Below are 20,580 nucleotides of genomic sequence, written 5' to 3'. Positions count from 1 at the left end.
CGTAGGCTGCATCCTGATTATGGCAAGAATATGCATCGCGTTATCCTACCACGAGATTACGGGTTTCCCGGCCGACCACGGCCAGCATCGCGAGGTCAAGCTGTGGCAGATTGCTCAGTTCACCCAGCAACTGGTCGATCCTGTCGACGGATTCCCGACGCCGGTCGATCCAGGTCTCGATTGCTTCCTGGCCGCTTTCCCCGTCGCGCAACACGCGGGCGGTCAGGTCGGATTGCAGGCCCCAGAGGTCGTCGATGATCGCGCCCAGCGCCATGCGATGCCACTGGCTGTCCGCCGGGATACGGTTGGCGGCAGACCGCAGCCAATCCATGCCGAAACGGGCACCGACCGCGGAATAGGTCGCCCCGACCTCGATCACGGGTTGATCGGCCTGGGCGGCCAGACGAACCACGTCGCAGGAACTGGACAGCACCTTCAACTGTCCGATGGACTGGGCCAGTTCCAACGGCACACCGGTCTGGATGAAACGTTGGGTGCGTTCATGCAAGGCGGTCAGCGCCACATCCCCCAGAATATCCTCCAGATGATAGCGCAGGGTCTGCACACCGCTCTGGTAGGTCTCGATATTCCGGGCGATATCCAGCGGATGTTCCTCGTTGCGCAGGAACCATTCGGTCATCCGGGTGATGGTGCGCCCGGTTTCCTGCAACATCAGGTTCTGGATATCCGCAGAGGCATGGTTGTCCAGTGCCTCTACCTGCACCCACAGGTCCCGCAGGCCGAAGACTTCGCGCACGATGGTGAAGGCACGGGCGATTTCCGGTGAGGAAATGCCGGTGCGCACATTCATTTCGTTTACGAAACTTGGCCCCGTCCGGTTGATCATCGAGTTGGTCACGGCCGTTGCGATGATCTCCCGGCGCAGACGGTGGCTGTGGATATTGGACAAGTAGCGTTCACGCAGTTGATGCGGGAAATACCGTTCCAGATCCTCCAGCAGCAGCGGATCGTCCGGCAAATCGGATTCCAGCAGTTCCTGATAGGCGACGTTTTTGGCATAGGCCAGAAGCACCGACAGTTCCGGCCGGGTCAGACCCTTCTGGGCCTGCAGGCGGTCGGCGATTTCCTCGTCATCCGGCAGGAATTCCAGCTTGCGGTTCAGATGACCAGCCCGTTCCAGCGACCGGATCATACGCTGATGCCGGTCCAGTTCGGATGCTGCGCGCGCCTGCGTCATGGAGATGGACTGCGTCTGCTGGTAGTTGTCCCGCAGGACCAGGGCCGAGACCTCCTCGGTCATTTCCTCCAGCAGCACATTGCGCTGCTTTTCGGTCATGTCGCCGCGGCTGACCACATCGCCCAGGAGGATCTTGATATTGACCTCATGGTCGGAGCAGTCGACGCCAGCCGAATTGTCGATGGCATCCGTGTTCGCACGGCCGCCATTCTGGGCGAATTCGATACGCGCGCGGTGGGTCATGCCCAGGTTTGCACCCTCGCCGATCACCTTACAGTGCAACTCGCTTGCATCGACACGCAGGCCGTCGTTGGCGCGGTCACCGACATCGGCATTGGATTCGTCCGAATGCTTGATATAGGTGCCGATACCGCCGAACCAGAGCAGGTCCACCTTGGATTTCAGCAAGGCGCTGATCAATTGATTGGGCGTCAGCGACTTGGCATCGATATCCAGCATCTTGCGGATTTCAGGCGTCAGTTCGATGGATTTCGACTTGCGGTCAAAGACACCGCCGCCCTTGGAAATCAGCTTGCTTTCATACTGGTCCCAGCCCTTCACCTCTTCAAACAGGCGTTTGCGTTCCGCAAAGCCGCTTGCAGGGTCCGGATCGGGATCGATGAAGATATGCAGATGGTTGAAGGCCGCGGTCAGCTTGATCTGTTCGGACAACAGCATGCCGTTGCCGAAGACGTCGCCGCCCATGTCGCCGACACCGATAACGGTGAAGGGCTGGGTCTGGGTGTTGTGGCCCATTTCCCGGAAATGCCGTTTGACGGATTCCCAGGCGCCACGGGCGGTAATGCCCATTTTCTTGTGGTCATAACCTGCCGAACCGCCAGACGCGAAGGCATCCCCCAGCCAGAAATTGTTCCGGATGGAGATTTCGTTGGCAAAGTCGGAGAATGTGGCCGTGCCCTTGTCGGCGGCAACCACCAGATAGGGGTCATCGCTGTCCTTGCGCACCACCTGTTTCGGTGGGGCCACCTTATCGCCAACCAGATTGTCGGTGATGTCCAGCATGCCCTGGATGAAGGTCTGATAGCAGGCGATGCCCTCTTTCAGGAAAGCCTCGCGGTTGGAGGGTGGCGGGGCTTTCTTCAGGACAAAACCGCCCTTGGACCCCACCGGCACGATGACCGCGTTTTTCACCTGTTGCGCCTTGACCAGGCCCAGGACCTCGGTCCGGAAATCCTCACGCCGGTCGGACCAGCGCAAGCCGCCACGGGCAACCATGCCAAAGCGCAGGTGGACCGCCTCGAAGCGCGGGCTGTAGACGAATATCTCGCGCAGCGGCGCCGGTTGCGGAATTTCCTCGATCTGACGGCTGGCGAATTTGAATGCCACATAATGCTTGTAGCTGTCATCGCCGTCCAACTGGTAGAAGTTGGTCCTGAGCGTTGCCTGGATGATGTTGAGGAAACGGCGCAGGATACGGTCCTCGTCGAGGTTTTCCACCATATCCAGCTTGATGTTGATCACATTGATCAACCCGTCTTCGCGTTTGCCGCTTTCGTCCTGGGCCTCGGGGTCGAAGCGTACCCGGAACAGTTTGGCGATATCCGCCGCCAGGTCTGCATTCCGGGCCAGCGTTTCTTCCATATAGTCCTGGGAGAAGGGGATCGCCGCCTGGCGCAGGTATTTGGAATAGGCGCGCAGGACAACCACATCCCGCCATTCCAGCCCGGCGGACAGGATCAGGCGGTTGAAGCCGTCGTTTTCCACCTCGCCGACCCAGACGCGTTTGAACCCTTCGTGGAAGGCATCGCGGATCGCCTGGAAGTTGACGGGCTGCTTGTTGGCGGTCTCAAGCTGGAAATCGTGGATGACGATATGGCTGTCGGTATCCACTGGATGGACGTCGAAGGGCGCTTCTTCCAGCACCTTCACACCCATGTTTTCCAGCATCGGCATGATCTCGCTCAGGATCATGGCCCCGCCATAGTTATAGATCTTGAAGCGAAGCTGGTGTTCTTCGGATTCGATCGGCTGATACAGATTGACGGCGGCCTCGCCGGTCTTGATCACCCGTTCGATCCGTTCCAGGTCCGACATGGCGATCTGGACGTTGAACCGTTCCTTGTAGCCGACGGAAAAACCCTCGGCATAACGCCGGTACATATGCAGGCCGGTTTCCTCGCCCAACGTCTCCGTCAGCGTCTGGCGCAGGCGGTCTTCCCAGGTGCGTCCGGCGTCGATAACGCGCTGTTCGATCTCATCCGGGTCGTAGTCCGGCACTTCACCGGGGGTGGTCCGGATAATGAAATGCACGCGGCTCAACGCCTCGTCCGACATATAAGTGTAATGGGCGGCAATCGAGCCACCGAAACCTTTGGCCAGAATGGCGCCGATCTTCTTGCGCAGCGTTGTGGAGAAACGTTCGCGCGGCACGAAGGCGAGCGCGGATACATAACGCTGGAACGGGTCCGGCCGCAGGAAAAGCGCGATGCGCTGGCGTTCCTGCAGGTGGACGATCCCGGTCGCAATTGCGCTCAGGCGTGGCACGTCGATCTGGAACAGCTCGTCGCGCGGATAGGATTCCAGCACATGCATCAGGGCCTTGGCGCTGTGTCCGCCGCGATCATAGCCGGATGCATCGACGACCGCATCGACCTTGCGGCGCAGCAGCGGGATCTGCATCGGGGTCTGGTTATAGGCGACCGACGTCAGCAGGCCGACAAACAGGGTCTCGCCAACCGGCTTGCCCTTGGCGTCGAAATGCTTGATGGCAATCGTGTCCATATGGACACGGCGGTGGACGGTTGCCCGGTTGTTGGCCTTGGTGATGCGGACCATTTCCGGCTGGAAGATCGTCTCGCGGACTTCCTCCGGCAGGTCGCCCAGATTGCGCAGGCCTGCAAAGACCTGGGTCTCCGGCGCGCGCAGAACGCCGAGGCCGGAGCCTTCCTGAACAACCATCTGCGCCTTCTTGCCCGACCCCTTATAGGTGATGTCGCGGCAGCCGAGGAAGGTGAAATGGTCGTCATAGATCCATTCCAGGAAGGCGATGGTCTCGTCGACGTCTTCCTTCTCGATGCCCTTCGGGGCCTTCCGCTTCAGTTCCTTGACGAGCCCCATGGCCTTGTCGCGCATGCTCGGCCAGTCTTCGACCGAAGACCGGACATCATGCAGCGCCTTGTTAAGGCCTTCCTCGATGGCCTCCAGGGCCTGGGGAAGGGTCTGTTCATCCACCTCCACATGCATGAAGGATTCATTACGGCCCTTGTCTTCCTTGCGTCCGGCCACGCAATGGGTGGTCTTGCCGTTACTGTCGCGCGTGACGTGGAAAACCGGATGAACCACCAGATGCACCGTCAGGTTCTGACGGTTCAGTTCCATGGTGACGGAATCCACCAGGAACGGCATGTCGAAATTGATGATTTCGATGACCGTATGGGTCGAATGCCAGCCATGCTGGTCGAAGCGCGGGTTGTAGACCCGGATCTTCGGTTCGTCATCCGTCCAGTTCTGGCCCCAGGTCCAGATAGAGATTGCAGCCCCGTAGAGGTCTTCGGGGTCGCGTTCCGCCATGTCTGCCGGGGGGACGTTTCGATAGTAGTGTTCGACGAATTTTTGTGCTGCCCGGGCTTTTTCGCCGGACATTCTTTTTGCGACGAGCGCCGCAGTCTTTTCCAGTAACTCTTCCTTCAGCGTTTCAGTCCGCTGTGCCATTTTGAGCAATCTCCCGCGACGGGTTACCGCAGGCGGCCCGGCAAGATGACAGGGTTACACGACGTTACGTAGTAGAGAGACCGGCACGCGTCTACCCCTGTGCCTTGTCATTGCAGCTATTGCTGAGACCGTCTCCAGTTCCCTTGTTTTGCTTGGTACCACCTACCTTAGTGCCAAACGCCAGCGGAAAAAAGGTGGAACCTACTGTAAAAACAGATTTAGTTGCCATCGCAGAAGGCTTTATCCGGCAAAAGCCGGGAAAATGCGGGTTCCGTGATTATTTCGCTTTGTGAAAACGATACAATTCCATGTAGTAAAATTCACGTTTTGCGTGTATTATTAAGGGGCTCCCGGCTGTAAGTAGCGCTGGCTGGCGTTACGGGGGCAAAAGGCTTGTCACTTCGACAAGGGCGGGGAAATGTCACATAGGTTTTTGGTCCAGAACGCCTCTTACCGGGCGTGGATTGCACCTGATAATACGCTCCAGCAACAGCGCCCTGTTGTTGCCGGTGAGGAAAAGACTGCGCCTTTCGGTGAGGGCGATATGACCGAATGGGTCCGCCTGTGCCGGGCCGGTTACGTCTATGTCTGTTTCGGTCCGATCTCCACCATGTTTCTCTACGGGCGGCCAAGTGATCTGATCCGTGCGAAAAAGCAGTGGCAGGCGTTGGGGTCGGCTGTGGCGCGCGTTCTCGTAACGCTGGTTGGTGACGGCAAAGTCGATTTTGTTGACGCCGCAGAGTTTGAGCTACCCGATCACTTTACTGATCTGGAAGGCTTTATCCGGGAAAACAGCTAGACGATTTCTCACACGGCTACGGGCAGGTTGTGCCATTGGTAAAGCTGATGGAGCCGGTGTTGCCGCCGAAGTCCCGGCAGTTGCTGCCGTCGGTCACATTGCCGCTACCCGAAAGTCCTGTTGTATTTTGCAGCAACTGGCTCCGGTGATTGCCTGTGCCGGATGCGGTTATGCTGTTGTTCGAAAATACGAGTGTATTGGTTCCAAGGGATGCCATCCCGGCGATGACTTCGTGCCCGGTCGTGCCATTTGCCGAAAGAGTATTGCCGGTTACGGTGATATTGGAGGAACCGTTTATGATATGAACCGGGGTGCTCGTGTTACTGTCCGCGTTGGAGCTGAGCGTGTTGTTTTGAATGGTGACGCCGGTGGCATTGTCTATGGTCACGGTCAGGGCGGCGGTTGTACCGCTTGCCACGGAATGGGCGGTGACCCCGATCAGGCTGCTGTTGTCGGCCATGCCGATCAACTGTGAATAGTTGCCGCCGGAGGTGGTCACGGTGCCCGTGCCGGACAGCGACCCGCCGGGGGTGGCAATCGTGACGGTTTTGCCCGACGGTGTCTTGACGTCGACGCTGCCGGCCCCCATCAGGGTCTGACCCTGCTGCAGGTCGACGCGGGTCGTCACATTGCTAAATGCGCCATTGAGAATGACTGTGGAATTGGCCCCGGCAGCGGCGACGGCGGCGGCCAGGTCATTGCCTGTGGTCGCAGCGCTGTCGACAACGGCCAGGGTCTGGCCGTCGGCGGTCTTGGTGATTTCCTCTGCGGCCCCGGTGGTGACCGCCTGACTGACAATATCAACGTCGCGGATGACCGGGTCGGCCATCCGTTTCTCCATTGCCGTCAGGCGGGTCTTCGGGGCAGAACTGAATATCTGTAACGGGATACGCAAGCGGAATTGGGCAAAGCTTTGCGTGCCGCGCGGGCTGTCGTGCTGCACCTCCGCGCCCAGGGTCAGGCGAGACCCCTCCCAGAGGAAAGGCACCGCGTCGAAGGTCAGGTCGAGACGCCCGCGAGGACCCTGCACGGTGTCCGCCTCATCCTCGGTAAAGCGATAGCCGCCTGCATAGAGGCGAAGCTGTTGTCCGGCGTCTTCGCCGAAGACGGGCACGCGCCAGCCGATTTCCGCATCAAAACCGCGAAGGGCGCGTTCCTCGCCCGCGCGATACATGATGCCGCCGCCGGAAAAACTGACCTCGTCCAGGCTGTCTTCCGCATGGGCCTTCTGGCCGACGGGCAGATAGGCATTGGCGCGCAGGTCCCAGTCGAAGGACAGTGCCTCCGCCCCGACGGTGATCTGGTTGAAGGAATTGCCATAGGGGCTTTTGCGGTGGTCGAAATAGGTGTAGCCGCCCAGGTTCCAGCCGTTGTCGAGCATCTGGCGCAGGCCGATGCCATAGTTGCCTTCATGGCTGTCATTATCGTCGAGGCGTCCGCGGAAGTTCCCGAACAACAGCGTGTCGTCATCCTGCCAGAGCGGCATGAACAGATCGGCCTCACCAATGTTCCGGTCCGTGCCCAGCTTGCCCTCCAGGTCGATATGCGGCCCCCATTTGGATTCCGCCTGTGCCGGAATGGACGACAGGACAGTTGTGCCCAGTAAAACCCCAACAAGATATGACTTCGCGTTCCAACCCATAAAACCGCACCCCAGAACAGTGTTGAGCCAACGGGTCTTATCGTCCGCGCGGTTTCGGGTGACAAATTTAGGGCGTACCAAAAACCTGCCGGGTCAACGGCAGCATGTGCATGCGCATTTGTCGTCAGGATTTCATATCCCCCGTGCCGCGCTGTGGCCGTTTGAGACCGTCGGCTTGGGATGGAGCTTAGCGAGGGCTATTCGTTCAAGCCACTGCTTTTCTTTATCAATTTCGCACGATTTATCATTTTACCCCATCGCGCTATCCTCGCATGAGGATCGTGCGGTTTGTGAAGCGGGACGGGAAAATCGGGGGTTAGTGGTCGTACCAGCGTTCCCAGTCTTCCAGGCTGATCCCCTCCAGGTCTTCGTCCAGGCTCAGGTCGTCGGTCAGGTCGTTGGCCTGTTTGACTAACTGGTCCCAACGGTCGCTGCGTTCTCTTTCCTGATCATTGGCAACACCATTGGCGATCAGGAAGGCATGGAAAGCCTCGGTATTGCTGAATTGAGTTTGCATCTCTCGTCTCCTCTTCAATGCGTGCTCTCTCAAGGAAAGCTACGCATCAGCCGTGCCAAGTGGCCTGATATCGGTAGATATCAAAGGATTGGAGGGGTTTTTCGGGAGAACGGAATGGCCGGAGCTATCAGGCTGGGCAGATTATACCGGGGAAAGTGGCAGGAAATCCGACAGAAAAAGCAAAAGCCCGACGGCGGTCCGTCGGGCTTTTGATGGAGCGGGCGATGAGATTCGAACTCACGACATCAACCTTGGCAAGGTTGCGCTCTACCCCTGAGCTACGCCCGCGCTGCGCGTCCGACCATGTGGTCTTCCGTGCGGTGCGGCGCGGATAATACGCATAGAATTGGGTTTGGCAAGCGGATTTGTGCAAAAAATCTGAAATTTTTTGCCCTGTTCTAAAAAAGCCAGGGATTCGTTGAATTTGGGCGGATGCGACGCTATTTATTGCCCAGGAAATACACTGTTTAAGATGGCAGGATGGGACCGACCAAACCATGAACAGCCCGAAAACCGATACCGACCTTTTCGCCCGCCTGGACGAGCTGGGCATTGCCCATCGAACCTATGAGCATGAGCGGGTTTATACCGTAGGTGAAAGCCAGACAGGGCGCGGCGAGATGCCGGGCGCGCATATCAAGAACCTGTTCCTGCGCGACAAGAAGAAGAACCTGGTCCTGGCGACAGTCGAGGAGGATCGCGACGTGGACCTGAAGGACCTGCGTAAACGCGTAGGGTCCAGCGGCAATTATTCCTTCGGCAAGCCGGAACTGCTGATGGAGGTTCTGGGGGTGGAGCCGGGCTCTGTCACCCCGCTTGCTGTGATCAACGACGTGGAACGCCGGGTGACCGTGGTGCTGGACAAGGCCATTCTGGAAGAAGAACTGGTCAACGCCCATCCCCTGCGCAATGACCGGACCACTGCCGTGACACCGCAGGATTTGCTATCTTTCCTGTCGGCAGAAGGGTATGACCCTGTGGTTCTGGATTTCGATCAACCTGCCGATGAGGCAGCGGAATAATAGTCGGGCCGCGATATCAACGTCTTTGGCCTGACCCGAGTTTAACGCGAAAGCGAGACAGACAATGGATACGATGATCGGCGCAAATACCGCCAATCTTATTATGGACACCACCGATGCCGAATTCGGCAAGGACGTGATGGAAGCCAGCCAGTCCACGCCGGTAATCGCCTATTTCTCGGCGCCCTGGTGCGGCCCGTGCAAACAGTTGAGCCCGATGCTCGAAAAGGTGGTCAAGGCGGCAAACGGCGCGATCCGTATGGTCAAGATCAACATCGATGAAAACCCGATGATCGCCCAGCAGTTGCGCGTGCAGTCGATCCCGGCCGTTTTCGGTTTCGTCGGTGGCCGCCCTGTCGACGGTTTCATGGGCGCGGTGCCGGAAAGCCAGATCAAAAGCTTTGCTGAAAAGCTGATCACCATGTCCGGCGGCGAGGCGGGCCCCGATCCGATCGAACAGGCCCTGGAACAGGCGCAGCAGGCTGAAGAGGCTGGTGATCTGCAGGCTGCGGCCTCAATTTATACCCAGATCCTGAACCATGATCAGACCTGTGTGGAAGCCGCTGTCGGTCTGGCGCAGCTTTATATCAACGAAGGGCAGCCGGATGCGGCGACCCAGCTTCTGGACCAACTGTCCGACGAGGTGCAGAAGGATCAGCGGGTTGTTGCCGTCCGTGCCTCCATGGAACTGGCCGGTGAGGCTGCCGAAGCCCAGGGCAAGCTGCCGGCGCTGCAGGCGGCGATCGCGGCCGATCCCGATGATTTCCAGGCGCGGATCGACCTGGCTGTGGCGCTCTTTGCAGGCGCACAGGCGGAAGAGGCCATGGATCATCTGTTCCATGTGATCGCCAAGGACCGGGAATGGAATGAAGACGCTGCCCGGATGCAGCTTCTGAAATTCTTCGAGGCCCTGGGGCCGACCGATCCGGTAACCCTCAAGGGCCGCCGCCGCCTTTCCTCCATTCTGTTTTCCTAAAAGCTGGGGTAGGATAGGCGGCAAAGTAACGATCTCAACGGGAGAGGGAGAAGAACGGTATGAGTGCATTTGATCCGGCGTTCGATCAGTTGCCGAAAAGTATACCGCTCTTTCCCCTGCCCAGTGTCCTGCTTTTGCCGCGCGGCCTTCTGCCGCTCAATATCTTTGAGCCGCGCTATATCGCCATGGTGGAGGAGGCGATGGCCCATGGCCGTATGATCGCCATGGTCCAGCCCCGCACTAATGACGGCCTGGACGGCAATCCGCCGGTCTATGAGGTCGCCTGCGCGGGGCGCATCGTGCAGTTCGAGGAAGAGATGGACGGGCGCTATCTCATCACCCTGAAGGGCGTTTCCCGTTTTAATATCGAGTCCGAAATGATTACCGCAGGCGGTTTCCGGATGGCGCAGGCGGACTGGCGCGCCTATCGCGACGATCTGGTGCCCTCGGAAGGCAGCATCGACCGGGGCACGATCCTCGCCCATCTGCCCGACTTCCTGAAACATTACGGGCTCAAGCTGGATTGGGATGCGCTGCGCGATGCGCCGGACGAACATCTGGTCACGGCTCTTTCCATGATCTGCCCTTTCCCGATCGCGGAAAAACAGGCGCTTTTGGAGGCGAACTCGCTGGAAGAACGGGCAAAAGTCCTGGGCGCGCTGATTGATATGGCGGTTGCCGATATCGGCCTCAACGGGCATATGCCGCAATAGGTCGCAGGATGTTTCCTGTGCTGGACCTCACAAAAATTGAAGAGTAAAAAGGCGTTATGACAGAACACTCGCCCATCGACCCGAAACTGCTGGAAATCCTGGTGGAGCCCGGCACCCGCAACCCGCTTCGCTATGACCGCGAGCGTCAGATGCTGATTTCCGACCAGTCCGGCCTGGCTTACCCGATCCGCGACGGCATTCCGATCATGCTGTCGGATGAGGCAATTCCGCTGGACGATCTCAAAAAGAAATCCCCGCTGTAAGCCATGGCCGAAGACAAATATTCGACCAAGGCCTGGCCGACGGAAATCCGCCTGAAAAAGGAAGAAAAGATCCTTGAGGTGGATTTCGACGACGGCAGCAGCTTTGCCCTGCCGGCGGAATATTTGCGCGTGGAAAGCCCCAGCGCCGAGGTGCAGGGCCACAGCCCGGACCAGAAAATCACCGTTGGCGGACGCCGCCATGTGGGGATCATGGAACTGGAGGCGGTGGGTAATTACGCGGTCCGTATCAAATTCGACGACCTGCACGACACCGGCCTCTATAGCTGGCGTTATCTCTACGAACTGGGCCGGGATTATGAAAAGCGCTGGCAGGCCTATCTGGACGCGCTCAAAGACCGCGGCCTAAGCCGCGATCCCTGAAGCACACAAGTCTCAAAATGGGCCTGAACTGGGGAACCGGTGGGAGACCGGCCATGCTATTCAGGTCAGGAGGTTGACCATTTGTCCCGCACCATTGCGGTTGGTGGCCAAATTTACTGTTGTCTGTGCCAACAACTCCTCCACCTGCTGCAGTTGCTGCAGCATCTGGCTTTGGGCGGCTGTCAGGGCGATATCATGCGTCGACACGCCGGAAGGTCCATAGGCGGCAGACGTATAGGAAGATAAAGCACTCACAGACATCGTTTCACTCGTCGGTAGGGAGCCGATACAAAAAAGTCTATCACGCTCCCATTCTATATACAACCATTAGATGAAAAATGATCAGGCGCTACGCGAAATAGTGCCTGCCGCCCCGTCGATGGTCACCGTCTCCCCGTCCTTGAGCGCGGTCACGATGCCGGGAATATTGACCACGGTGGGCAGGCCGTATTCGCGTGCGACGATCACCCCGTGGGACACCGCCCCGCCCGTTTCCATGATCAGCGCGCCCGCCTGCAGAAAGATCGGCGTCCAGGCCGGGTCTGTGGTGGGGGCGACCAGGATGTCACCCTGCTGTAGGCGATGGCCGTCTTCGGGCCGGGTCAGGATGCGCGCGACGCCGGTATAGCGGCCCGGATAGGCCCCCATGCCCTGCCATTGGCCGTTCTTCCCGTTTTTCCGTGTTGCGGGGCCGGGCTGTGCGGTGATCACCGTGCCGCTTGTGCTTTCCTCAAAGACATCCGGTGGTGTTTCTTCCGCCCAGGCGGCATAGCGGGTCTTGCGGTCGGCGATCAGATAGTTGGGGGCCGCGTCGGACCAAACTCCCTCTTGCAACGCGGTCAACTCGTTGAAGGTCAGCCAGAAAATATCGTCGCGGCTGTCCAGCACGCCCCGCGACTGCAGACGGTTGCCGATTTCCAGCAGGATGCGCCGGGCGGGTTCCACCCCGGCAATCAGCGCTGATTTCGCCTTTTCGCGAAGGGCCATGCCGTTGCGGGCCTTCTCCGCCGCGGCGGCGAGCCGCTTGCCCTGGCGGCGGGGCAGGCGGGCCAATGCCTCTTCGGCGGCCTGCCGGGCCCGGTTGCCGGGCAGGTCACGATCCTCCCGGTCAACCATCAGCCTGATCTGATCCAGGAGATAGCCCGGCTCTTCTATCCAGCGTGGTTTACTGATGTCGGTTTCACCCAGCCCGCGATGGCCGAATTCATCCAGATAGGCGGCAAGTGCCACTTCAAAAGCACTGCCGCCCAGGGGGGCGGGTAGCGCACCCGCCGTCAGAATGGCCTGCGCGGTTTTGCAGTCCCGCGCCAGCGCCGCCAGTTCCCGCAGGCGGCGGCCATGTTCGGCGCTGTCCACCTTCCCACCGGAGAGCAGGCCCTGAAGGATTGCGCGGTCGTCCTCAGTCGGCAGGTTATCCAGCGCGTTCTGGAACATGGTCAGCGTGCCGCCGCAGATGCCGGAGGAGGCGGAGAAATCGTCGAAGAAACCGGCAAAGCGCTGATACTGCTCGAAAGTCAGCTCCTTCAGCGTCTCATCGCTTAGCTCGCCTAGGTCGCGGCTGCGGAAGGTGCGGGCCTCCGCGATCAGGGCATCGGCTCGGGCGGCCAGTGTCTTGCCCTTTTTGGTCAGGAAAGCCCCCAGCCGGATCATTCGCCACAGCCGTTTGAGTTTTACCGGAAGCGGGGTTGGCCCGTCCGGCAGGCGGATTTCCGGCTGATGGCCGCCCAGGCTTCGGTTGATATTGGCGGGCGGCGCGCCGAAACCGTCGAACCAGATCCATTGCTGATTGGCGATATTGAGATAGGGCCGCCCCTTGAGCCGCCGTATCAGCGGCAGGCCGGTCGGCATGGTATAGCCCGCCTTCTTTGGCAGGGTCGTGATCAGCAGCGGAATGCTGCCCTTGGCCATGGCCCAGCCCATGGGGCTCGGGATCGGTAGCAGGACTTCCTTGAAATTGGCGTTGCTCCAGATGATGTTCTGCCCCGGCAGGCTTGGCAGGCCGGGCGTTGGCAGGGCGGTTACCGGACGCACCTGCACGAAGGTCACTGCCGCACCGTCGTAGACCCATTCGAAGTCCAGCGCCTCGTCCCCATCGCAAAGACAGTCATGGGCGAGCGTCAGCGCCTGTGAAACCGTTGCCAGGTCTCCGGCGGTCAGCAGGCTATCGCCCTCCTGCGGGGGCTGCAGTTGGTTGGTCTCGTCGATAGGGATTTCATGGCGATGCCCCTGAACCTGGCCGCGCACCAGTGCATCGCCATAGCCCGACGTCGCCTCGATCACATAGCGGTCGCGCCGCCCGGTGAGCGGATCGGCGGTGAAGGCCACGCCGGAGGCCTTGGGCGTGGGTGTCATGGCGCAGACCACAATCGCCATCGGCACGCCGTCCAGCGCAAAGCCCTTGGCGAGACGATAACCCACCGCCGTTTCCGTCCACAGGCTCGCAAAAACCTCCAGAATGGCGGCATGGAGGGCATCCGGCCCGTCCACATGCAGCACACTTTCATGGATGCCCGCAAAGGAGGCCTCCGCACCGTCCTCGCCAATGGCGCTGGACCGCACCGCCAGCGGCAGACCCGCCAGACCGGCACTGTGCAAAGCCGCCTGCAGGGCCGCCTTTTCTTCGTCGGAAAAAAGATGGACCCGCAGCGCCTCGCGAAGCCGCGCCAATGAGTTGGAACCTTCGCCCTTTGTCCGGATAACGGCAGCCAAGGCCTCGGCAATGGCTGTGTCCTGCATGACATGGTGATAGAACCCGGCGCCCAGCGTCAGCATAGCGGGCACGGGCAGACCGTAGCGGTGCAACCGCGCCAGACCAAAGGCCTTGCCGCCGACCTGTGCCTCGCCTGCGGCAAAGGCCTCTTCGGGGGTATAGGCTGTCAGGGTCATTTCCGGCATCCTTCCCAGAAAAGCTGCAGGGCCTTTTGGCCCCAGACCTGCAGGTCCGGCTTGGTCGGTGCATAAAGCCAGGCGGCAATCCCGTGCAGCAAAAGCGAGGTCAGCATGACCGCCAGCATCTGGGCGGGCGTATCGTTGCGAATGCTGCCCTCTTCCTGCCCGCGGGCGATCAACCCGGCAACGAAGCTACGGAAAGAGGCGGGGTTATTCGGGTCCGGCGGCAGGCTCTTGCCCAGTTCCGTCTGGCTGCAGCGGATCAGTGCCTCTGCGAAATGGGGATGGTCCAGATTCCACTGCATGGTCTGCCCGACCATCACCTCCAGCGCATCCAGCGGGCTGGCCCCGCTTGCCAGTTTTGCCTCCACCTGCTCTGCCAGTGGCCGGAACTTATGCCGCGCCAGCGCGACAATCACCGCTTCCTTGCTTTTGAAATTGTAATAGAAGGTGCCGCGCGCGATCCCCGCCCGTGCGATAATCGCATCAATGGTCGCCCCGTCATAACCAACCTCCTCGACCAGCTCGAAAGCCGCATCCAGGATCACCTCTTTCGACGATTTCCGCCCCATAACCAATTCCACTCAATTTTAGACTACAGTCTAATTTAGACTAGAGTCTAAAAGAGTCAAGGGAGGGAATTGTTAATCAGAAAATCAATTAAGGATTGCTATATTAGCAACTCTTGTGGAAAGTTTACCTAGCCAATTCATGTATTACGGGAGCAAGGGGATGACTGAACTGCCTCAAAAACTGAAGCAGGGCGAGCAAGCACGACTTTTTCCAATTGTTGCGGAAACGAGCAAAGAGAAGAGAATTGTCTCTACGTTTTTAGCTGTATTACCCCAAATACCGGATCTCGCGTCATCGTTGCTGGCATCAGCGGGACAACGCGTTGGTAAGCGGACAAAAATAGAGACCTATACGGAAGTTGTTCTACAGAATGGCGGCACTGGCAATGAGCGTCCAGACGGATTTATAAGTGTAAAATCAGGTTCGAAGGAATGGACCGCCCTTGTTGAGGCCAAAATTGGGAAGGCAGAGATTCAAGAGGAGCAGATTTCCAAATATATGGAATTGGCGAAGGCCAATGGAATTGATGCAGTCATTACGTTGAGCAACCAATTTGTTGCGCGCGCGGACCATCCTCCTGTGAAGTTACCAAAATCACTTTTGAAGAAAGCAAGTCTGTTCCACTGGCCGTGGATGTGGGTGCTGACAAAGTGCCAGCTGTTGGAGCTTGAAGACGTAGTTTCTGATGAAGAACAGAAATTTCTTCTTTCTGAGTTTCGGCGGTTTCTCGAACATAGCTCGACAGGTGTCGAAGGCTTTAACCATATGGGCAAGAACTGGCGTGAGGTTGTGCGTGCTGTCGGAGCTGGCGCTCCCCTCACAAAGACTTCGCCGGAGGTGGAAGAGGTTGTTGCTGCCTGGATTGAGGAACAGCGAGACCTGTGTCTGTTGATGTCACGGAATATTGGCAAGACGGTTAAGCTGAAGTTGGAACGCAAGTTTAATGATGATCCGATTGGTCGCCTCAAGGCCGAAATCGCAAAATTTGTAGATGATCAATCTTTCAAAGCGACGCTGCAAATACCGGATGCCGCAGCTGATTTGGAAACCGAAACGGACTTACTGAGAAAATGTGTTGTGGTTGGTATGAAGCTTAAGGCTCCTGCTGACAAAAAATCGACAAAAGCCCGTGTAAATTGGTTGCTTCGGATGTTGAAGGATGATGACGCGCGTATCTTTGTGCGTGCTTCGTGGCCGTCAAAAGTAAAACCAACACAGGCGGCTCTTTCGGAATTGCGCGAAAGCCCGGATTTGCTTCAGACAGAAAACTCGTCACTTGTTCCACATGCCTTCGAGGTTATGTTGATCGAAGACCTTGGTGGCCGATTTGCGGGATCGCGCACATTCATTGAAGACGTCGAGCGCATTGTTCCTGAATTTTATGACTTGGTCGGTCAACATCTTCGGGCATGGCAGCCTGCGCCGCCGAAGCCTGTTGCTTCCAAATCACCGCAAACGTCTGACTTGACCCCTGAGGCAATAGATGCTGACTAGCGCATCTGCTGCAAAGGGAGACGCCTATGCCAAAAATCCTATCCATATCCGGGAGCCTTCGGGCTGAATCTTCCAATAGCGAATTGCTGGGCGCAGCGGAAATTTTGGCACCGGAAGGTGTGCGGATTGTGCGTTATGCTGGGTTGGGCGAGTTGCCGCATTTCAACCCGGACCTGCTTGGCCCCGATGGGTCTGAACCGTTGCCGCCGGCGGTGGCGGAACTGGACGCGCTGATCGGGGAGGCGGACGGGGTTTTGATCTCCTGTCCGGAATATGCGCGCGGCATTCCCGGCAGCTTCAAGAATATGCTGGACTGGCTGGTGGGCAGCCATCGTTTTCCCTACAAGCCGGTGGCCCTGTTCAACGCCTCGCCACGCGCAAGCCATGCGCAGGAGGCATTGAAACTGGTGCTGACCACCATGTCCGCCACATTGGTGGAGGAGGCCTTTATCACCGTGCCGCTGCTTGCCAAGGGTTTGATGGCACAGGAAATTGCGGCGCATCCGGAGCTGGCCCCGATTGTTTCGCATGCGCTGGAGGCCTTTTCGGCGGCGGTGCGGCAGGCGGAAACCGTCTGAATCTTTGACAAAGCCCCTTGGGTTTTGCCATTTTCGCCCCATCTTTAACGAGATGTTATTGCCTTCGGCCTATGCTGCGGCCGAGCCTCTTGTGTTTTATCTGTTTTATTACGTTAGGTGATTATGCCTGAGAACCACGCCTTGCCCACGTCACGGGCCGCAACCTCTTCGCTCGACCGCATCGACTGGACCGGGATGACGCCTTTCATTCTGGCGCATCTGGTCTGTTTCGCCGCGATCTGGACCGGTGTATCCTGGGTCGATCTGGCCGTTTTCGCGGGTCTCTATGCGCTTCGCATGTTCGGGATCACCGGCGGTTATCACCGCTATTTCTCCCATCGCAGTTACAAGGCCAACCGGGTGGTGGCCTTTATCCTGGGCTTTATCGCGCAAAGCTCCGCCCAGCGCGGGGTGTTGTGGTGGGCGGCGAACCATCGCCATCATCATCGCCATTCCGATACGGTTGAAGATGTGCATTCGCCGATCCACAAGGGCTTTTGGTATTCCCATCTGGGCTGGTTCTTCACGCCGCGCTATGCGGAGACCGATATGGAGGCGGTTCCCGATCTGGCGAAATATCCGGAACTGGTCTGGCTGGACCGGCATCCCTATCTGCCTGCGGTCTTGCTGGGCCTGGTGACCTGGTTGCTGGCGGGCTGGTCGGGGCTGATCGTCGGCTTCTTCTGGTCGACCGTGGCGCTGTGGCATGCGACTTTCTCGATCAATTCGCTGGCCCATGTGGTCGGGCGCAAGCGCTATCTGACCGGCGACCAGTCGCGCAACAACTGGTGGCTGGCGCTGTTGACCTTCGGCGAGGGCTGGCATAACAACCACCACCATTTTCAGAGCGCGGCGCGCCAGGGTTTCTTCTGGTATGAGGTGGATTTCAGCTATTACACGCTCAAGGTGATGTCCTGGGCGCGGCTGGTCTCCGACCTGAAACGCCCGCCGCAGGAGGTGGTGACCGACATGCGCCGCCTCGGCCGGGGTGTGATCGAGCGCGCGGCCCAGCATCTGGCGGCAAAATTCGATGTGCAGAACTCCGTTGCCGAGCTGCAGCAGGCGCTGGCCCCGGGGCGGGAACGTTTCGATGCCTCCATCGAAGGGTTGCACGGCTGGCAGGCGGAAATGCCAGAAATGATCGAACGCTGGAAAACACAGCTTGCGGAAAACCGCACGGCGCTGTCCCAGGAGATCGACCAGCTTGTCCACAGCTTTGACCTGAGCGCCCTGCCCAGCACGGAGGACCTGCGCAAGCGGGCCCAGAAGATGTTCGCCCGCCACCACGCCCTGCCGGAGGTGGTGCAGCGCGCCCAGGAAATCCTGATCGAACGGCTGACATTCGAATTGGAACGCAAGGTGCCGGTACCGGTCCGGGCGGCACAGAAATAGAGTTTGTTCCTATTTTGTTCTTGACTTTTGGGGCGGAGTGCGCTAGGCGAATATTGTCTGCCTGCGGTAAGACCTGCGCACTCCCCTCCTGACCCAGAAAATCTCGGGCCCGAGTATATCCCGGTCAGGTCACCATAATCGCCGAGGCGGGGCATGCCACCTTGCGTGGTCCAGAGCAGACCGGCACCGTTCGGACCGATAGGGTCTCAAGACCCCAAGGGCGCGCCCCGACTGCCGAGAGTTTTCAATCAAACAATCACCGTTCGTCCCGGACCTGATCGGGGATTTCAGGCCGTAAGCTCCGGCGGTTGAGAAGGCATCAGGAGATCCCGGCCTTCGCCGGGACGAACGGATTAAGGTGTACTGCTAATAGTAATTCGTCATGCGCGGGCTTGACCCGCGTACCCATGGAGGCTTCCACGCCGACATATTTCACCGGTGACGGTAACGCCCCCGGCGGCGTAAAGAAAAAGCCTTCCGCCGGGTGAGACGGAAGGCTTTTGATGTGTCGGCTTGCGGGGTGTTTAGCCGCCGAAGCTTTTGGTCATGACGCTTGCCATGCGCTGGGCAAAGCCGGTCGGGTCGGGAAGCGTCTCCCCTTCCAGGATACGCGCCTGATCCAGCAGCAGCCAGGCCGCATCGCTCAGGTCGTCCTTGCCCGTCGCCTGTTCGGCCAGCGCCTTGATCAGCGCATGTTTCGGGTTGATTTCCAGGATGCGCGGGCCGGTGCTGTCGAGCTGGTTATGCTGTTTCAGCAGCCGTTCCAGATGCATGTCCATGCCGGTCTCGTCGGCGACAAGGCAGACCGCGCTGCTGGTCAGGCGGTCGGAGCTGCGCACTTCCTTGACGTCGTCGCCGAGCGCCTCCTTGACCGCCTTGATGAGCGCCTCGATGCCCTCTGCGGGGGCTGTGTCCTTGTCGGCTTCCTTGTCCTCGGCGTCGGCCTCGCCCTTGATATTGGACAGGTCCGCGCCGCCGCGGGTGACGGATTTGAACTCTTTCTCCTCAAAGGCGCCGACGGAGGGAATCCAGAATTCGTCCACCGGATCGGTCATGTAGAGGACTTCCACATCCTTGGCGGCAAAGCCTTCAAGCTGCGGGCTTTTCGCCAGCGCATCCTTGTCCTCGCCTGCGATGTAGTAGATCGCGTCCTGGCCTTCCTTCATGCGGGTGATGTATTCCGCCAGCGACACCAGCCCATCCGATTTGGTGGAGCGGAAGCGGGCCAGTTTCAGCAACTGTTCACGGTCGGCGGCGGATTCATAGAGGCCCTCTTTCAGGACCATGCCGAAGTTACCCCAGAAGGTGGCGTATTCTTCCGGCTCTTTTTCCGCCTTTTTCGCCAGTTCGCCCAGCACGCGCTTGGTCAGCCCGGCGCGGATCTTGTTCACCACCGGGTTGTTCTGCAGCATCTCACGGCTGACGTTCAGCGGCAGGTCTTCCGAATCCACCACCCCGCGCAGGAAGCGCAGATACTGCGGGATCAGGTCGTCGCATTCGTCGGAGATGAAGACCCGCTTCACATAAAGCTTCAGCTTGGACATGCGTTCCGGGTTGAACAGGTCGAAGGGGCGGCTGGAGGGCACATAAAGCAGGCCCGCATATTCGATCATGCCTTCCGCGCGGAAATGCAGGGTCATCCACGGATCGTCGAAGGCATGGGCCACATGGTGGTAGAATTCCTTATGCTGCTCTTCCGTCACATCGGATTTGGGGCGGGTCCAGAGCGCATTGGCGTCGTTAAGCTGTTCCTGTTTCGCCTCACCCTCTTCCACCTTGTCCAGGTGGATCGGGAAGGGGATATGATTGGAATAGGTTTTGACGATATGGCGCAGGCGGCTTTCGTCGAGAAACTCTTCCGCGTCGTCCTTCACATAAAGGGTGATCGTGGTGCCGCGGGCTTCGCGTTGGCCCGGCTCCACGGTAAACTCGCCGCGTCCGTCGCTGGTCCATTTCCAGGCGTGGTCCTCACCGGCGCGATGGCTGTCGACGGTCACCTTGTCTGCGATCATGAAGGCGGAATAGAAGCCGACGCCGAACTGGCCGATCAGGTTCACATCTTTCTTGGAATCGCCGGTCAGCTTGTCGACGAAGGCCGACGTGCCGGAGCGCGCGATGGTGCCCAGGTTATGCACCAGCTCGTCCCGGTTCATGCCCGACCCGTTGTCCGACAGCGTGATGGTTTTCGCATCCTTGTCGAAGGAGATGTCGATGGCGAAATCGCTGTCGCCCGACAATAGGTCCGGCTCGGTCAGTGCGTCATAGCGCAGGCGGTCGCAGGCATCCGCCGCGTTGGAGATCAGCTCCCGCAGGAAAATTTCGCGTTCGCTGTAAAGTGAATGTGTAACGATGTCGAGCAATCGGCCGACTTCGGCCTGGAACCCCATAGTTTCCGTGGTGTGGGTTTGGTTTTCCGTCTGTTCGGACATTATTTCACGTTCCTCTATTGCCAACAAAATAAACGACTGCTC

Annotated in this window: 16 protein-coding genes and 1 tRNA gene; 9 read left to right on the top strand and 8 right to left on the bottom strand. The window is 59.0% G+C overall.

The genetic code is table 11. The features are described from left to right. Positions 1–40: 40 nt before the first annotated feature. Positions 41–4,870 carry an NAD-glutamate dehydrogenase gene (locus IF205_RS02085; RefSeq protein WP_259781633.1) on the bottom strand — a complete coding sequence of 1,610 codons (4,830 nt, stop codon included), beginning with the start codon at positions 4,868–4,870 and terminating at the stop codon, positions 41–43. A gap of 418 nt (positions 4,871–5,288) precedes the next feature. On the opposite strand from IF205_RS02085, the gene IF205_RS02080 reads away from it, so the two are divergent. Further along, positions 5,289–5,669 carry a hypothetical protein gene (locus IF205_RS02080; protein ID WP_259781632.1) on the top strand — a complete coding sequence of 127 codons (381 nt, stop codon included), beginning with the start codon at positions 5,289–5,291 and terminating at the stop codon, positions 5,667–5,669. Between the two features lie 16 nt (positions 5,670–5,685). On the opposite strand, the gene IF205_RS02075 is transcribed toward IF205_RS02080, so the two are convergent. The 3 genes from IF205_RS02075 to IF205_RS02065 form a co-directional block, all read right to left on the bottom strand. Beyond that, the gene (locus tag IF205_RS02075) at positions 5,686–7,311 is read right to left on the bottom strand and encodes an inverse autotransporter beta domain-containing protein (protein ID WP_259781631.1); all 1,626 of its coding nucleotides are present in this window, start codon (positions 7,309–7,311) and stop codon (positions 5,686–5,688) included. A gap of 316 nt (positions 7,312–7,627) precedes the next feature. Next, on the bottom strand, positions 7,628–7,828 hold the full coding sequence (locus tag IF205_RS02070) for a hypothetical protein (RefSeq protein ID WP_259781630.1): 201 nt from the start codon (positions 7,826–7,828) through the stop codon (positions 7,628–7,630). A 213-nt stretch (positions 7,829–8,041) separates the two neighbouring features. Beyond that, positions 8,042–8,116, bottom strand: a tRNA-Gly gene (locus IF205_RS02065). Between the two features lie 209 nt (positions 8,117–8,325). On the opposite strand from IF205_RS02065, the gene IF205_RS02060 reads away from it, so the two are divergent. From IF205_RS02060 to IF205_RS02040, 5 genes are all read left to right on the top strand, one after another. After that, entirely contained in the window at positions 8,326–8,850 is a 525-nt protein-coding gene (locus tag IF205_RS02060) for a prolyl-tRNA synthetase associated domain-containing protein (RefSeq protein WP_259781629.1), read from the top strand. Between the two features lie 64 nt (positions 8,851–8,914). Then, positions 8,915–9,826: a thioredoxin family protein gene (locus tag IF205_RS02055; protein ID WP_259781628.1), complete on the top strand. Its 912-nt coding sequence runs from the start codon at positions 8,915–8,917 to the stop codon at positions 9,824–9,826. Positions 9,827–9,885: 59 nt separating this feature from the next. Then, the gene (locus IF205_RS02050; protein WP_259781627.1) at positions 9,886–10,539 is read left to right on the top strand and encodes an LON peptidase substrate-binding domain-containing protein; all 654 of its coding nucleotides are present in this window, start codon (positions 9,886–9,888) and stop codon (positions 10,537–10,539) included. Between the two features lie 56 nt (positions 10,540–10,595). After that, complete coding sequence (locus IF205_RS02045) at positions 10,596–10,802, top strand: Trm112 family protein (RefSeq protein WP_259781626.1); 207 nt, start codon at positions 10,596–10,598, stop codon at positions 10,800–10,802. A 3-nt stretch (positions 10,803–10,805) separates the two neighbouring features. Then, entirely contained in the window at positions 10,806–11,183 is a 378-nt protein-coding gene (locus IF205_RS02040) for a gamma-butyrobetaine hydroxylase family protein (protein ID WP_259781625.1), read from the top strand. Positions 11,184–11,243: 60 nt separating this feature from the next. Here the strand turns inward: IF205_RS02040 and IF205_RS02035 are convergent, their stop codons facing one another. The 3 genes from IF205_RS02035 to IF205_RS02025 all read right to left on the bottom strand — a co-directional run bounded on the left by IF205_RS02035 (position 11,244) and on the right by IF205_RS02025 (position 14,644). Further along, positions 11,244–11,438 (bottom strand): hypothetical protein, encoded by a 195-nt coding sequence (locus IF205_RS02035; RefSeq protein ID WP_259781624.1) that lies wholly within the window; start codon positions 11,436–11,438, stop codon positions 11,244–11,246. A gap of 87 nt (positions 11,439–11,525) precedes the next feature. Further along, positions 11,526–14,069 (bottom strand): PEP/pyruvate-binding domain-containing protein, encoded by a 2,544-nt coding sequence (locus tag IF205_RS02030; RefSeq protein ID WP_259781623.1) that lies wholly within the window; start codon positions 14,067–14,069, stop codon positions 11,526–11,528. Continuing rightward, on the bottom strand, positions 14,066–14,644 hold the full coding sequence (locus tag IF205_RS02025; protein WP_259781622.1) for a TetR/AcrR family transcriptional regulator: 579 nt from the start codon (positions 14,642–14,644) through the stop codon (positions 14,066–14,068). Before IF205_RS02025 ends, IF205_RS02030 begins: the two co-directional genes overlap by 4 nt. A gap of 160 nt (positions 14,645–14,804) precedes the next feature. Between IF205_RS02025 and IF205_RS02020 the strand changes: the two genes are divergently transcribed. From IF205_RS02020 to IF205_RS02010, 3 genes are all read left to right on the top strand, one after another. Next, on the top strand, positions 14,805–16,139 hold the full coding sequence (locus tag IF205_RS02020) for a hypothetical protein (protein ID WP_259781621.1): 1,335 nt from the start codon (positions 14,805–14,807) through the stop codon (positions 16,137–16,139). A gap of 26 nt (positions 16,140–16,165) precedes the next feature. After that, positions 16,166–16,717 (top strand): NADPH-dependent FMN reductase, encoded by a 552-nt coding sequence (locus IF205_RS02015; RefSeq protein WP_259781620.1) that lies wholly within the window; start codon positions 16,166–16,168, stop codon positions 16,715–16,717. A gap of 123 nt (positions 16,718–16,840) precedes the next feature. After that, complete coding sequence (locus IF205_RS02010) at positions 16,841–18,109, top strand: acyl-CoA desaturase (protein ID WP_259781619.1); 1,269 nt, start codon at positions 16,841–16,843, stop codon at positions 18,107–18,109. 524 nt (positions 18,110–18,633) lie between these two features. On the opposite strand, the gene htpG is transcribed toward IF205_RS02010, so the two are convergent. After that, entirely contained in the window at positions 18,634–20,538 is a 1,905-nt protein-coding gene (gene htpG, locus IF205_RS02005) for a molecular chaperone HtpG (protein ID WP_259781618.1), read from the bottom strand. Positions 20,539–20,580: the final 42 nt, after the last annotated feature.

This window comes from Aestuariispira ectoiniformans, from assembly GCF_025136295.1.
GTDB lineage: Bacteria > Pseudomonadota > Alphaproteobacteria > UBA8366 > Aestuariispiraceae > Aestuariispira_A > Aestuariispira_A ectoiniformans.
This window is presented reverse-complemented; position numbering and strand designations above follow the sequence as displayed.

Bases quoted from the DNA above. Each gene is read 5' to 3' on its own strand.
- IF205_RS02075 (WP_259781631.1), bottom strand. From the start codon at position 7,311: ATGGGTTGGAACGCGAAGTCATATCTTGTTGGGGTTTTACTGGGCACA.
- IF205_RS02085 (WP_259781633.1), bottom strand. From the start codon at position 4,870: ATGGCACAGCGGACTGAAACGCTGAAGGAAGAGTTACTGGAAAAGACT.
- IF205_RS02025 (WP_259781622.1), bottom strand. From the start codon at position 14,644: ATGGGGCGGAAATCGTCGAAAGAGGTGATCCTGGATGCGGCTTTCGAG.
- IF205_RS02070 (WP_259781630.1), bottom strand. From the start codon at position 7,828: ATGCAAACTCAATTCAGCAATACCGAGGCTTTCCATGCCTTCCTGATC.
- IF205_RS02045 (WP_259781626.1), top strand. From the start codon at position 10,596: ATGACAGAACACTCGCCCATCGACCCGAAACTGCTGGAAATCCTGGTG.
- IF205_RS02040 (WP_259781625.1), top strand. From the start codon at position 10,806: ATGGCCGAAGACAAATATTCGACCAAGGCCTGGCCGACGGAAATCCGC.
- IF205_RS02015 (WP_259781620.1), top strand. From the start codon at position 16,166: ATGCCAAAAATCCTATCCATATCCGGGAGCCTTCGGGCTGAATCTTCC.
- IF205_RS02030 (WP_259781623.1), bottom strand. From the start codon at position 14,069: ATGACCCTGACAGCCTATACCCCCGAAGAGGCCTTTGCCGCAGGCGAG.
- IF205_RS02060 (WP_259781629.1), top strand. From the start codon at position 8,326: ATGAACAGCCCGAAAACCGATACCGACCTTTTCGCCCGCCTGGACGAG.
- IF205_RS02010 (WP_259781619.1), top strand. From the start codon at position 16,841: ATGCCTGAGAACCACGCCTTGCCCACGTCACGGGCCGCAACCTCTTCG.
- IF205_RS02020 (WP_259781621.1), top strand. From the start codon at position 14,805: ATGACTGAACTGCCTCAAAAACTGAAGCAGGGCGAGCAAGCACGACTT.
- IF205_RS02055 (WP_259781628.1), top strand. From the start codon at position 8,915: ATGGATACGATGATCGGCGCAAATACCGCCAATCTTATTATGGACACC.
- IF205_RS02080 (WP_259781632.1), top strand. From the start codon at position 5,289: ATGTCACATAGGTTTTTGGTCCAGAACGCCTCTTACCGGGCGTGGATT.
- htpG (WP_259781618.1), bottom strand. From the start codon at position 20,538: ATGTCCGAACAGACGGAAAACCAAACCCACACCACGGAAACTATGGGG.
- IF205_RS02050 (WP_259781627.1), top strand. From the start codon at position 9,886: ATGAGTGCATTTGATCCGGCGTTCGATCAGTTGCCGAAAAGTATACCG.